Below are 14,431 nucleotides of genomic sequence, written 5' to 3'. Positions count from 1 at the left end.
TAAGCTATGTAAGACATAATTACCTATCGCAATGGCAAAATAAGCGAACGGACAGGAAAAAAGCTACCAAAGGACGTGGACGAGAACGCAATCCAGAAGATTTGCTTCCAGATGAGGAGTTAGTAGAAGCTATGTGGGGTTGGGACGGCAAAACAGGTTGCTTCATGGCATATATTCCTGCGGAACGCCCGTTTGTCGGTCGTCAGTCTTATAGAAAGTTGCTGCCGTGGCAACAGCATTGTGATATGCTGCGAGCTATTGTGCGTGCTGGTGTACCAACTATTTCTTATGGTTTTATCATTGGACTACCTGATGATAATCGTGATAGTTTCCTTTATCTAGAAGAAGCGATCAGCGAACTGAAGCAAGAACTTAAAGTCATCAATCCCTCCCTCAACTTTTTCGTTACGCCCTACTCCATCATTCCTATTCCGGGAACCCCACAAGAGCAAAACCTCCAGAAGTTGGGGTTGCTCCGCTTTGAAGATCCCACTATTCGCGGGAATTTTTGGACGAGTTCTGTCGATACACACTACCTTAGTTACGAAGAGGTTTCTGATTGGCAATTGTACTTGTTCAGGAGCCTCGGAGATAACTGGAAAACGTCTGCAATGCCCTTGGGAAGAACATCTCCGCGCTAACAGTTCGATATCATCGAAGTTATGTTAATTCCTCATCTCATATATCTCGCTTAATCCCTGTTTCTCAGAGTGAAATTTCATCCTTGGAAACGGGGGTTAGGGGAATTATCATTGTCTTTTAGATTGGGATATTAATTCAGGTTTAGACTTGATAAACTCACGCACAACTTCTGCAACAGGACGAGATTGATTATCTACTTGATAATTCATTCTTTGTATTTCTTCAGTGGAAATTAATCCAGCTAATTGATTAATAGCTTGACCTAATTCTGGATATTTTTTCAGAATTTCTTGATTGAAAACAGGGACAGCTTCATAAGGTGGAAAATATTTCTTATCGTCTTCTAAAATAACTAAATTTAAGATAGGAATCAAGCCATCTGTAGAATTTGCTGCTATTATATCTACTTTATTTTCTGCTAAAGATTTATACATTAATCCTAACTCCATTTGTTGAGGAGGATTAGGAAAATTTAAACCATAAGTCTTGGCTAAACCAGGATAGCCATCTTCTCGGACGATAAATTCATACCCAAATGCTGCTTGCCATTGAGGAGTATATTTAGCTGCTTCTGAAATAGTTTTTATCTGCAAACGTTTAGCCTCTTCACCCCGGATAATCATGGCATAAGTATTGTTAAATCCCAAAGGCTGCATGAGTTCTAATTGAAATTTCTGATCGTAATCTTGTTTAACTTTCTCATACACAACCTGGGGATTACTGATAGGTTTCTGTTTCAAAATAGATGTAAAACTCGTTCCTGTATATTCCACATAACCAGCAATTTGCCCTGCTTTCACAGCTTCATGACAAATAAAAGTCCCACCTAAGTTAAAGCGTCTATCAATCTTTAATTTAGTCTGGGATTCAATTTGTTGAGCCAGTAATTCTCCTAAAATAACCTGTTCAGTGAAATTTTTTGAGCCAATCACAATTGTTGGCGGTATTTGTTGATAAGCGAAGGCAATTGATCCTGCAATCAGTAATGTTAATATACTCAAAGCAATAGCAAATTTGCGGTTAATCTTTACCGTTTTTTCTCTTTGCTGTACCAGTTGCTTTTCTAACCATCCTAAGATGAAATCTGCTGCTAATGCAATGAAAGCGGCGGGTATGGCTCCTGCTAAAATTAGCTCATTATTAACTGTGGAAATCCCTCGAAAAATAAATACTCCTAAACCACCACCACCAATCGCCGCAGCAATAGTAGCAATTCCCACAGAAATTACCGTGGCGACTCTGACTCCGGCTAAAATTACACCTAAAGCAAGGGGAATTTCTACCTGAAACAACAATTGTCTATCCGTCATTCCCATTCCCTTTCCCGCTTCTCGAATTGCTGGATCAACGTTGGTAATACCAATGTAGGTATTGCGAATCAGGGGAAGTAAAGCGTAAAGAATCAAAGCAACAATCGCAGGAGTTGGGCCGATTCCTCCTATAAATGGCACAGAAATCAGGAAGCCAAAAATAGCTAAACTGGGAATAGTTTGAATAGCATTAGCAATATTGAGAATCGGTTGACTGAGTTTAGGTTGGCGAGTGATGAGAATACCTAAAGGAATACCAATAGAGATTGCAATTGTCATTGCGATCGCAACTAGTATCAAGTGTTCCCCACTACGAAGGAGAATTTCTGAAAGGTATTGATTGAAAAACTGGGTTATCTGGCTTTGCATAAATACGAGTTGAACACTTCAGCATATCCATTTAATTTCTCTATTATGCAACACTAAATTTTTAAATTCATGATTTATGGTTCGTAGTAAGGACTTAAGTCCTTATTTTTTAAGTACGTGCATTGCTTACTACAAACCGTAAATTCAAACTTGACAAAATAATTAGTTGACAAGAATTTATTGCCAATTTCCGACTAAAACGTAAGAAGCCCAAAAATAAGGATGAGGTGGTAAAGACTTCAATTGCTTAAATAAAGGCTGACTGCGAATAGATTCCAACTGTGATAATTGCGCTGTTCTCAAAGCAGTTAATTTTTGCACTCCTGGTTTTTTCAATTCTTGATAAAATTCACCCATGAGTTGAGCTGTGGAAGCATCACTGACAGGCCACAGAGTCGCAAGAGTACTGCGCGCGCCAGAACGAACAGCTGTTCCTGCTAAACCTAACATCGCTCTTTCATCACCAGTAGCAGTTTCACAAGCACTTAACACCAATAATTCTAAATTATTTTCTTGCTCTTTTAACAAAGTACTCAACTCATTAATACTGATACTTTTACCATCCCCTGTAATAATAAAATTCTTTTGAGGATTAGAACTAAATAATCCGTGAGTTGCAAGGTGAACAACAGGAAAATTAGATTTTAGTTCTTTTTTAATTGTTGTAGTAGTAAATTCTTGGTTGAGAAGTTTTTGAGAAGTGGGGAAAGCTTGCTTGATTTCATCTAATTCTCTTGGCACATTTACTAATGCTGGGAAAATTTCTCCTTGGATTTGAATTTGTTTACTGACACCAGCAGCTAAGACTTTGATGTTTTTTCGCTTGAGGAATTTGGTATCAATTAGTTGTAAACTTGGCACTAGAGCAATGCCGTATTTCTCAATCAAATATTCTTGACCATTATATAAAGCTGCCATTGGCACTCTTTGCAATCTTCCATTTAGTACAAATACTAAGTTATTAATTTGCTTGGCATTTAACTGTGGTTCTAAAGGTTGAATTAACCAATTATAAAGCTGTCCGAATATTGGTAAAATTGCTTGAATATTTGTTTTTAATTCTTCTGGATCTGGGTTAGAAGTGGATAGAATATTCCGAGCAGAATTATTGATAGTAACGTTATCTAAGTAATCATAAAGCTGATCTAGTGTGTTATTAAGTTGATCTTCACTAACAGGAATTGTTACTTGTTGTAGATTTTTCCCTGGTAAGGAAAGGATAATTTCTAAGCGATCTGGAAAACTAATTGGATAGATAAGAGCTGCTTGAGAATCGATATCATCTATCTGAACTGCAACATCTGTTTCTTGAGAACAGGGATCTTGAAAGAAATTATCAAGTTCTGCTAATTGCCAAGATTCGATCACCCGACGAGCAAATTCTAAGCGGTTTTTTGGTTGGGTTTGCTCATACTTTGATTGGTTAATATTGGGATTTGAAATTACTAAAGAACTCAATTCACTTTCACTCAGTTTTGATTTTAAGAGTAAATTTGCTAGTTCTGTATAAACTGGTTTGACCTCTTGAACAAAATTAAACTGCACATCGCGATTATTAGCATTTAAATCAGTACGTAGGGATTGGAGAGTATTATATGCTGCTGTATAAGCTGCGATCGCTCTTTTGTTTTCTCCTTTTTGTTGCAGCAAATTCCCTAACTGTGATTGCCAAAGATACGTGATTTCTCTTGCATCACCTGTATGATTTTGTGATTGAGATAAGATTAAAGCTTGTTGAGTCAGGGCGATCGCTTCACTTAAGTTTTTTTGTTGCTGATAAAATTTCCCCAAATAGCCTACAACATAAGCTTCTGCACGTTGATCTTTTAAAGTCTGTGCTTGTTTGAGTGCTGTATCTAAAATAGGTTTGGCTTTATTTGCTTGTTCTGTATTGATCAAAGTGTCAGCAAAGTAAATTTGAGCATAAATAGTTGCACGAGATGGAGGAATAGTAGCCAAGGAAGACTCAATTTGACTTTGCAAACTTTGCATATCCTGACTTAGTTTTAATTCCAATTTAGACAAAAAATCTTTGGCGCGTGTGATTAACTTAGACTCATCAAATTTCGACCAAGAAACAATGCGGCGATTTGTTTGTTCTCGCCACCAAGCTTGATTTTCTAGCAACAGTTTGTAGTGATTCAATTGTGCTTGAGTTTTGACAATTGCTGGAGCTGATGTTACGGCTGCTGCTTGTGTATAGTATTGAAAAGCATTTTGATAAGGTGCTAAGGCTGCGTCTTGAGATTTTTGATCAATGATCGCTGTGATTTGTTCATAATCCCAGCGATCGCGTATTTGGTTTCCTAAAGTCCGTTCGGTGTTAGCCAAACTTAACAACACAGCACTTGATTGAGGTGATTTATCTAGCGCTGTCAAACTCAATTGCAAAACTTTCTGGGACTGTTCTAACAACCCTTGTCTGCGGAGAACTTCACCAAGACTACGTAAACCAGTAGCTTGGATGAGTGAAAGAGAATTTTGCTGTTGGGCAATATTCGTGAGAAACTTATCTATCTGGGCTGGGTTACATGTGGGGTTAGCAACAGCAAAGACTTGGAGTAGAGTTTTACAAGCTTTGGGATACAATCCTAATTCTTGCAAGGCTTGAGATTGATTAATCAGGCTCTTTGTCATGCCTTCTTTGTCGCCCATTTGCTGGTAAGCTTGAGCTGCTGCTTGCCAAAGCTCAATTGCTTGATCAAAATTGCCGATGTTATAGCTTTGTTGTCCTTGCTGCGCTAGTTGTAGCGCCTGATTTGATTTGGAATTCGACCAAACTGGAAGGTTTAAAGTAGAAAATAATCCAAATAGGGCTGAAATCAATAAGATAATTAGACGACGGTATTTCCTAGCAATCATAAGTTTTTAACCTTAGACCAGAGAGCGTCATATAATGTTACTACCATTTACGCTTATACTAAGCATAATTGTTACAGCATTTTTCTTGATACATCTGTGGTATTTTCGATTAGTGTTTCTTTCACGCAGCCAAGTTCATCATTTAGATGGAAAAGCTGTTCCAGGAAAGTTTCCCAGAATATTAGTAGGTAATCTTGTTGACATTTACAGTTCAAAAAATCGTTTAAAAGCCTATAATTTTTTTCATCAAGATTTTGGTGAAATTGTGCAAATTTTCTGGTTATGGCGTCAACAGATATCTATTAGTAACTATCGTATGGCTCACCAGATTTTGGTTACTCATCAGAAAAATTACAAAAAGTTTCCACCTAATTCTGTGATTCAGCGTCTTTTTGGCAGCAGTGTACTAACCAACAGTGGGGATGATTGGAAACATCACCGTCTGTTGATGAATGAAGTATTTTCTAAAAAGCGTATTACCGGATTTCACGACATATTTCTTTACTATTCAGAAAAACTTGCTACAAAATGGGATAACTACATTGATTTAGGTTCGGAAAAAGTAGAACTTAACATCTATCCAGAACTACTGTCTTTGTTTCTGGATATTGTGGGTAAAGCTGCTATAGATTATGATTTTGCAGCACTGGAAGGAAAGGCCGATGAGTTACTGAAAAATCTCCAGTATATTGTTAATCAAAGCACTAAACCTGTACATCAATTTACTAAGTGGTGGAAATATCTTCCTTTCTCATCGAACCGTAAACTTCAAATAGCATTTAATACTGTGGATATTTTTATGGAGGAGTTAATTAATCATAGAAAAAATATCAACCAAAAATCAAATGATTGTGAATATAATTTACTGGATTTGTTGGTCAAAGCGACTGATCTCGTAGAAGATAATATATCACCTTTAACAGATAAAGAAGTGCGAGATAATTTGCTTGCTATTATCATTAATGGACATGAAACTGTTGCCACAAGTGTGTCTCTCTCTTTATATCTACTAGCTAAAGATTCCCCTTCATTTTTTCGCGCTCAAGCAGAAGTAGACACAGTTATGGAGCGCTCCCAAGGAAAATTAACGGAAAATGGATTACACGAACTTGAATATCTCGATTGCGTAATCAAAGAATCCCTGCGTCTGTGTCCCCCAATGGCAGGATTACAGCGCGTTAGTGTGAATGAAGATATTTTAGAAGGTTGGTCAATTCCTCAGAGGCAAGTTGTAGGAATTTCTCTTATACCGTTGCATTTGAATTCCGAGTATTTTGGGCAGTCTCCAGAAAACTTCTGTCCCGAACGTTATTTTAATAAAGTCCAAAAAGCACATGATGCAAATCCTACTGTCAAAGAAGCATCACAAAAGTTTTGTCCCATGAAAAATTTGTTTTCTACTGACAAAGATATTAAAACTAAAAAAGTTGATATCTTTGAGCCACTGACATTTGGTGATGGTGCCAGAAAATGCCTGGGAGAACATTTCGCTATGTATGAAATGAAAGTTGCTTTAGCTGTGTTACTTCGCAGATTTACTTTTGAAGTAGCACCATTATTTGATGTTGACTTAGAACTAGGGAAATTTGGACTATTTATTTCTATGTTTCCCAAAGAGGGTGTAAAAATGATCATTAGTCGTCGTCAGCATTGTCCTCATCATAAGATTGTTGAGAGATGATGAAGGGATTATTTCTAAAGATATGGTAATTAAAACAAGTATTTGTATTTATTGGCTATTCTGTTTTATAGCAATGATGTTAATAATTACGAATAGGAAATATATCTATTCATTGCTCAATCCTAGTTTTGAATCGCCTGACAAAGAAAAAGGCTATAAAGTCTCTTTATTATTGGGATGGATAGTAACTCTCGCGGCATCAGGAGCTTATATTTCATTTACACGCAAATACGAAACAGGAAACTACGAGATTATAGACCTCATAGTATTTTCTGTTTTTAACGGAATTTTAGAACAATTTATGTTTATTTTTTGGTTTTTCTTAGGTTGCTATATAGGAAAAATAATCTCGTCATCAAACAATAAATTAATTTTTACACTTGGATACATTAGTTATGCTATGTTTTCAGGAATTATCCATGCTTTATTTTGGATAAAAGTCCTTCCATCTCATGAACCTGCCATTATCATAATGCCTGTATTTCTTTCTATAATGTCCCTTGTTTGGATGTGGTTAGTATGGAGATATAGAGCAGTAATGGCTATTATTATTATGCATATGTTTATTGATTTTATAACCGTTGGGCATCTAAATTTTGCTTGGTTTGAATCTTTTCAAATTATTGGTCTGTAGAGACGCGTAGCAAGATCCCGCAGGGAATTTCGCGTCTGCTACAAAGGATTGTGGGCTTAACACCAAGCGTATTGTAATATAAACCTGATAATATTAGAAATAGAAAAAAGTCTTGCGATACGCCATACGGCACACTACGTGAACGCTTCGTATATAAAAGCTCTAGAATTCAGAAATTGCAAAAGTTTTCGGAGAGTGACACAAGAGGGCTAAATAGAGACGTAGCATTGCTACGTCTCTGCACACCTATAATAGACCTCTTGCAAAAATAATTCATGGTATGATAGAAAGTTTTTAAAATTTGCGTTCCATTTCAATCAGAAATACCAATAAAGTAATAAAAGTTCTCTGTATAGATTTTGATGTGCATTTTGAAGAAAACTCTTAATCATACCACAAAATAATTTTGCAAGAGGTCTAATTTGTATCCAAATTTTTCTAATCTAAACTCATCAAACTTAATTACCTCTGAATCTGGCTTGCGGGTATCAAAACGATAGCTGCTAACCGTACCCGTAGCTGTATCAAAGATACTAAAAACAGTAATTTCGTTACTGCTAATATAGGGCATCGGTTGACCATTTTCAGCTAATATCGGTGCAATTTTAGGTGTGACTGGTTCTAATCCCCAGGGATCGCCACTTGGCACATAATCTTGACTTTCCCAAGGTGGTAAATTTTTGCGTGTAATATCACTGTACGCAGCGCCGTAAGAATTGCCAACATTAGAAGTTTCTAAAAAGTGCATCCCCGATGGACTGCAAAACCGATTCCATAAATGGGAATGACCAAAAAATACTAACTGCACTTCGGCTGCTTCTAATAATGGCAGCACATCGCGAATAATATAATCTGCTTGTTTGGGATACTCATAACGCACTGCCTGAATGTTACCAGTTTCATCCCGTTCAATGATCTCTACAGGATTAGTATAGGCAGGGACAATATTATCGCCTAAAGTATGAGGTGGATGATGCAGCATCACAACTTTATATTTGGCTTGTTTAAACTCAGGTTTGTTGAGTTCTTGCACTAACCAGTTGTATTGTTCGCTTCCTTTAGCTATTGGTTCGTAGATGTGCTGTCCATAACCCCAATTTTCAGGATTATTTAATTCTAGTTCTGGTTCGCCGTATTTTCCTTTATACTTACCTTCATTAGTAATGTAGCGCCACATGTTAGTAGCATAAAGCACTACTAAACGCACATCACCAAAACTGGTTGCGTAGTAAGTTTTTCTATCAGGTAAAGTAAAAATTTCTTCGTAAGTATCGGTATTAAAAGAATTTTCTTTGAGGGATTTTTCCCCATATAATTTGAGGGCTACTGTATGGGGAATAGTGTTGTCAAATTCTTCGTTTAAGCTACCTGTTTTCCCATACCTTCCCATGATTTCGTGATTACCAATGCAAGTAAACATGGGTGCATGTTGAATAATTTCTCCGCCAGTGTACCTTGTTTTTATACCATCATGTTCTAGTTGATAATTAGCACGACCTTGTAAACAGGGGAAAAATGCACCACCGCGATGATCATCAAACCATTCACTGGCGCGATCGGGAATATTTGCTAAATCACCAGCAAACCAAACTGCATCTGGTTGTCCAATTGTTTCTACAACTTTTTGTAAATTTGCAGCTACCATGGGCTTGATTTGGTGATCTGAGGTGAGGAGAATTTTGAGTGGTGTGTTGGGTACAGGAGTAGGCGCAAGGCTAAACACATCACTACTCACACTTTGGTTATCTTCCCGCACACTCGTAACTTGATAAGCAATTTTGGTGTTGGGAATTAAACCTGTTACCTCAGCTTCGTGTCTCCAAATATGGCGTAGAACGGGATGTTGATAAACTTGTCCATCTTGGGTTTGATTTCCTACTTTTGATTGTTGGTCTTCACGAGTGCGACTAAGTTTAGTTGTTTTGGCTAAAACTTTTGTCGCTAAATTTTCACCGTAGAAAACTAGATGTTTCTTACCAGCAAATTCGGTAAACCACACAACTCTTACTGAATTTGGAGTTGGGAGTTGCAGAAATGGATCAGTTAGCAACTGGGGTGGTGAAGCCATAGGATTTTAAATGTAATATTTTCGCGAAGCTTGACGCGGGGACACGGAGAATGGCAGACGCGGAGAGATTTTTGTGATGATGAATTAAATGAACTTAAGTAATTGATAATTGAATTATTTACCAATATCTTCGTTCCATAGTTCTGGATTTGTTTGAATAAATTCACTCATCATTTTTCCGCATTCTTCTAAGTCTAAATCAACGACTTCGACGCCACGGGATACCATAAATTCTTTAGCGCCAGGAAAAGTTTTAGATTCTGCGGCTATAACTTTTTTTATACCAAATTGTACGACTGCACCAGCACACAAATAGCACGGCATTAAGGTTGAATAGAGTGTTGTACCTCTGTAGCTGCCAATTCTACCAGCGTTGCGAAGACAATCAATTTCGGCGTGGGTGACAGGATCATTGTCTTGGACGCGCTTGTTATGTCCTCTACCGACAATTTTCCCATCTTTGACAAGCACAGAACCAATGGGAATCCCACCTTCTTGTCTACCTTGTTTTGCTTCGTCAATAGCAGCTTTCATAAACTCATCCATTTTTTTATTTCTCCTGTTATGTCTAAACAACTTGTATTAATGGATCACGATGGTGGTGTAGATGACTACTTAGCAACTATGCTACTGATGACTATGGATCATATCCAACTTCTTGGTGTGGTTGTCACTCCTGCTGATTGCTATATTCAACCTGCTGTTAGTGCTACACGTAAAATCCTGGATTTGATGGGGGATTCTCATATTAGAGTTGCAGAAAGTACTGTACGTGGTATAAATCCTTTTCCCTATCTTTATCGTCGTGATTCTTTTGTAGTAGACCATTTCCCAATTCTCAATCAAAGCGATCGCATTATTACACCTCTAGTCCCAGAACCTGGTCAGGATTTTATGGTGAAAGTGTTGCAAGCAGCACCAGAACCCGTGACGCTAATGGTAACTGGCCCCCTAACAACGATCGCAACAGCATTAGACAAAGCACCAGATATTGAAGCAAAAATTCAGAAAATTGTCTGGATGGGAGGTGCGCTAAATGTCCCTGGTAATGTGGAAAAAAATTGGGAACCAGGACAAGATGGTTCCGCAGAATGGAATGTCTATTGGGACGCAGTTTCCGCAGCACGGGTATGGCGAACCCAAATTGAAATTATTATGTGTCCTTTAGATTTAACTAACAATCTACCTGTGACATCTGAAATCGTCCGAAAAATGGGACAACAACGCCACTATCCAATTTCAGATTTAGCGGGACAATGTTATGCACTCGTTATTCCCCAGGATTATTATTTTTGGGACGTACTAGCAACAGCTTATTTAGCTCACCCCGAATTATACCAACTCCGGGAATGGGAAACCGAAATTGTTACTTCCGGTCTCAGCCAAGGACGTACAAAAATAGTTTCTGGAGGTCGGAAAATTTACGCTATGGATAAAGTTGATAAAGAAGCTTTTTACGCTTATATTTTGCAACAATGGGCTAGATAATCAGTTATCAGTTATCAAATTAAACTGGTAACTGTTAACTGTTAACTGATTCATTTGTGATCCCCGATCCCCTATTATTGTGTTTGGTTTCCTCAATCTCAACAAACCATTTGGTTGGACTTCTCACGACTGCGTAGCGAAGACGCGAAAATATTTGCGTCTCAAGCGAGTCGGACATGCTGGTACTCTCGACCCAGCAGCAACAGGTGTGTTACCAATTGCACTGGGTAAAGCCACACGTTTATTACAATATCTTTCTGGTGGAAAAGCTTATCGAGCAACAATTAGGCTGGGTGTGCGTACCACAACTGATGATTTGCAAGGAGAAATAATTACAGAACAACCAGTTACAAATTTAACTTTAAAAACAGTAGAAACTGCAATCCAACAATTTCAAGGCAAAATCGAGCAAATTCCACCGAGTTATAGCGCCATACAAGTTGAGGGAAAGCGTTTATACGAATTAGCACGCAAGGGTGAAATAGTTGAAGCACCAGTGCGAACAGTAGAAGTTTTCAAAATAGAGATTTTAGACTGGCGAGAAGGGGAATTTCCAGAAATAGATGTGGCGATCGCCTGTGGTACGGGAACATATATTAGAGCGATCGCTCGTGATTTGGGTACAGTACTAGAAACTGGTGGTACTCTCGCGGCTTTGCAACGCACCGCGAGCAGTGGTTTTATACTAGAAAATAGCTTGACATTTACCGAATTAGAAACACAACTACAAGCTGGAACTTTTCAACCCCTTCCCCCCGATACAGCTTTGCAGCATTTACCTTGTGTCAGTTTAAGCGCACCAGCAGATCAAAAATGGTGTCAAGGTCAGAAGATTGCTTTTGCTGATTATTCTTCACAAATATTGCGAGTTTATTCAGAAGATGGACGCTTTTTGGGGATTGGACAAACAAAAGATGATTTATTGCTTCCTCTGGTTGTTTTAGTTTGAGCATTCATATCTTGCACCAACTTTCATCCTGCCAAGAAATAAATTAAACTTTACAATGTATCGCACTTGCAAATATCTCGGCCGATACCCTGGAAGTCTCTGAATGATAGTGTAGGAACAGACTGCGGTTAATCAGACCCCTATATTGTTGAACTTATTTATTCCTCTACATGAGAAAATACGGTTGTGCGTACAAGTGTAAGAGAAAGCAAGAGAAAACAATGGTAAACCAGCATAAATAAGTAATCGCGATCGCAGATTTACTTTGAAATGGATGTTTTAGTGGTTTATTAAACATAGTACTTTTGATTTTGCCGGTCTTCAAATGTACGGATTTTTTTAAAACTCAAATAGGAATCCTATATATCTATTCAGGATGAAGAATGAACTGGGAAGAAGGGTTAGAAATTTTAGATGCAGTTGTCTTTAACAAAATCAACAGACACTTAAAAGATGTAGAAATAATGATCCTTAAAGGGTCATGGCAAGGACTAAGTTATGATGAAATTGCGAGTAATGAAGGTTATGCAGCCAAATATCTGCGGCAGGATGTAGGTTTCAAATTGTGGAAGTTACTTTCAGAAGCATTAGGGGAAGAAGTTAGTAAAACGAATTTCCACGCAGCTATCGAGCGTTCTGACTTTAGAAAGATGAATATTCTGCCAGCAGAAGTGCATCATGATAGTTACAGTACCATTAAAAATGAATTTGTGCCAGAATACCCAGAAGGTTTAGTGCCACTGAATTCTGCATTTTACATCCAGCGATTTTCCACAGGAGACGCTACGCGAACGCCAATAGAAGAACGTTGTTATGAAATAATTCTCCAGGCAGGTTCTTTAATTCGGATTAAAGCTCCAAAACAAATGGGTAAAACATCTCTGCTTGATAGAATTATTGCTCATTCAAATCAGAGAGGTTATCATACAGTACGTTTAAATTTGTCGCAAGCAGAAGCAACCGTTTTTAGTAATTTGGATAAATTTTTACGCTGGTTTTGTGCTTATGCTAGTTGCAAATTAAAACTACCTGCTTCATTCAACGAATCTTGGGACGAGTATAGGGGTAGCATTATTAATTGCACCACATATTTTGAAGATAATATTCTGAATCAAATCAATAATAATTTAGTTTTAGCATTAGATGAAGTAGATATAGTTTTTCAATATCCAGAAATTTATCAAGGTTTTTTTGCCATGTTACGTAGTTGGCATGAAGAAGCTAAAACTGTAGAAACTTGGGAAAAATTACGATTAGCTGTAGTACATTCCACTGAAAATTATTGGTCATTGGATATCAATCAATCACCATTTAATGTTGGTTTAGTAGTTGAATTGACGGAGTTTGCCTCAGAACAAATAGAAGACTTAGCCCATCGTCATAAACTTGATTACAATCCAACCCAAATACAGCAATTAATGTCTATGTTTGGAGGGCATCCATATTTAATTAGACTGGCACTTTATCACCTCGCAGTTGGGGATGTAACTTTGGAAGAATTATTACAAACTTCCCCAACAAATGCTGGAATTTATGAAGAACATTTACGGCGATTTTTGCATATTTTTCAAGTAAACCCCAGCCTAGCCAAGGCATTTATTCAAGTAGTTACAGCAACAGAACCAGTCTGTATAGAAACAATGCAAGCATATCAGTTATACAGTATGGGATTGGTTAAGAGAGTTGGCGATAAATTAGTCCCACGCTGTCAGTTATATCAACAATATTTTCGGGAACATTTATAGAATTAGGGATTTACAATTAAAATGGGCAGCAGGTGGAGTGAGTGATACGGCAAGACATCGCAATTTTCATCGTTACAGCATAAAATTAACTGAGTTAAAATACCTGAAATCTCAACAGAGGTGCTACTAAAGATGGCAACCCTTCATCTCAATACTGAGCAAGTCATAACACTGGTCAAGCAACTAGCAATTCCAGAGCAGCGTATGATATTGCAAGCTATCAAAGCAGAGCAAGATACTTGGTGGCAAAATAGGCTTGATCAAGGAGAATTACAGATGCGCTCTTTAAGTACAAAATGCGGACTCAACTGGGATATTATGACTGAACAAGAGCGAGAAGAATTTATAGACGATATCTTGCACGAAAAGCAATGATCTCTTATGTAGTTGTTTTCGATACAAATACGCTCTTTTCAGGTTTAGGTTGGCGAGGTAGTCCCTATCGTTGTTTAGAACTTGCAAGAAATGGGCAGATAGAATCTGTAACTTGTCGAGAGATTTTATTAGAATTACGCGAAAAGTTACAAACAAAGCAAAATCGCTCTCCGGTGGATGCAGCCATTGATATTGAACAAATTCTTGCTTTTTCCCGCTTGATAGAAATTCCTAATAACCTGAAAGTTGTTGTGGATGATCCTGATGTATCGGCTCAATAAACAGGGGTAGCCAAGAAAAATAAAAAA

At 37.7% G+C, this 14,431-nt stretch carries 11 protein-coding genes and 1 pseudogene; 8 read left to right on the top strand and 4 right to left on the bottom strand.

All coding sequences use genetic code 11. From position 1 onward, the window contains the following. Nucleotides 1-641, top strand: a pseudogene (locus tag AC5JMK_RS05305) (radical SAM protein); the annotation flags it as partial. A gap of 108 nt (nucleotides 642-749) precedes the next feature. Here AC5JMK_RS05305 and AC5JMK_RS05300 read toward each other — a convergent pair. Together AC5JMK_RS05300 and AC5JMK_RS05295 are read right to left on the bottom strand one after the other, a co-directional pair. Next, nucleotides 750-2,321, bottom strand: coding sequence for a glycine betaine ABC transporter substrate-binding protein (locus AC5JMK_RS05300; protein ID WP_495909552.1), 1,572 nt, complete (start codon nucleotides 2,319-2,321; stop codon nucleotides 750-752). Between the two features lie 177 nt (nucleotides 2,322-2,498). Beyond that, nucleotides 2,499-5,183, bottom strand: a complete 2,685-nt coding sequence (locus tag AC5JMK_RS05295) for a CHAT domain-containing protein (RefSeq protein ID WP_495909551.1) — start codon at nucleotides 5,181-5,183, stop codon at nucleotides 2,499-2,501. 34 nt (nucleotides 5,184-5,217) lie between these two features. Between AC5JMK_RS05295 and AC5JMK_RS05290 the strand changes: the two genes are divergently transcribed. Further along, a complete protein-coding gene (locus AC5JMK_RS05290; protein ID WP_096677267.1) occupies nucleotides 5,218-6,864 on the top strand; it encodes a cytochrome P450 in 1,647 nt (548 codons plus the stop codon). Beyond that, nucleotides 6,854-7,498: a hypothetical protein gene (locus AC5JMK_RS05285; protein WP_495909550.1), complete on the top strand. Its 645-nt coding sequence runs from the start codon at nucleotides 6,854-6,856 to the stop codon at nucleotides 7,496-7,498. The genes AC5JMK_RS05290 and AC5JMK_RS05285 overlap by 11 nt, the downstream gene beginning before the upstream one ends. A gap of 388 nt (nucleotides 7,499-7,886) precedes the next feature. Here AC5JMK_RS05285 and AC5JMK_RS05280 read toward each other — a convergent pair whose 3' ends face one another. Next, nucleotides 7,887-9,566 carry a purple acid phosphatase family protein gene (locus AC5JMK_RS05280; RefSeq protein WP_495909549.1) on the bottom strand — a complete coding sequence of 560 codons (1,680 nt, stop codon included), beginning with the start codon at nucleotides 9,564-9,566 and terminating at the stop codon, nucleotides 7,887-7,889. Between the two features lie 114 nt (nucleotides 9,567-9,680). Next, entirely contained in the window at nucleotides 9,681-10,112 is a 432-nt protein-coding gene (locus AC5JMK_RS05275; RefSeq protein ID WP_096677265.1) for a nucleoside deaminase, read from the bottom strand. 18 nt (nucleotides 10,113-10,130) lie between these two features. On the opposite strand from AC5JMK_RS05275, the gene AC5JMK_RS05270 reads away from it, so the two are divergent. The 5 genes from AC5JMK_RS05270 (at nucleotide 10,131) to AC5JMK_RS05250 (ending at nucleotide 14,404) form a co-directional block, all read left to right on the top strand. Then, the gene (locus AC5JMK_RS05270) at nucleotides 10,131-11,054 is read left to right on the top strand and encodes a nucleoside hydrolase (RefSeq protein WP_495909548.1); all 924 of its coding nucleotides are present in this window, start codon (nucleotides 10,131-10,133) and stop codon (nucleotides 11,052-11,054) included. Between the two features lie 79 nt (nucleotides 11,055-11,133). Further along, on the top strand, nucleotides 11,134-12,003 hold the full coding sequence (truB, locus tag AC5JMK_RS05265; RefSeq protein WP_096677263.1) for a tRNA pseudouridine(55) synthase TruB: 870 nt from the start codon (nucleotides 11,134-11,136) through the stop codon (nucleotides 12,001-12,003). A 383-nt stretch (nucleotides 12,004-12,386) separates the two neighbouring features. Beyond that, the gene (locus AC5JMK_RS05260; RefSeq protein ID WP_096677262.1) at nucleotides 12,387-13,748 is read left to right on the top strand and encodes an AAA-like domain-containing protein; all 1,362 of its coding nucleotides are present in this window, start codon (nucleotides 12,387-12,389) and stop codon (nucleotides 13,746-13,748) included. 132 nt (nucleotides 13,749-13,880) lie between these two features. Then, on the top strand, nucleotides 13,881-14,123 hold the full coding sequence (locus AC5JMK_RS05255; protein ID WP_096677261.1) for a hypothetical protein: 243 nt from the start codon (nucleotides 13,881-13,883) through the stop codon (nucleotides 14,121-14,123). Then, nucleotides 14,120-14,404: a PIN domain-containing protein gene (locus AC5JMK_RS05250; protein ID WP_495909547.1), complete on the top strand. Its 285-nt coding sequence runs from the start codon at nucleotides 14,120-14,122 to the stop codon at nucleotides 14,402-14,404. The genes AC5JMK_RS05255 and AC5JMK_RS05250 overlap by 4 nt, the downstream gene beginning before the upstream one ends. Nucleotides 14,405-14,431: the final 27 nt, after the last annotated feature.

Source organism: Pelatocladus sp. (assembly GCF_059505505.1).
Note: the sequence above shows the minus strand (reverse complement) of the source record. Positions and strands in the feature narration are given on the sequence as shown.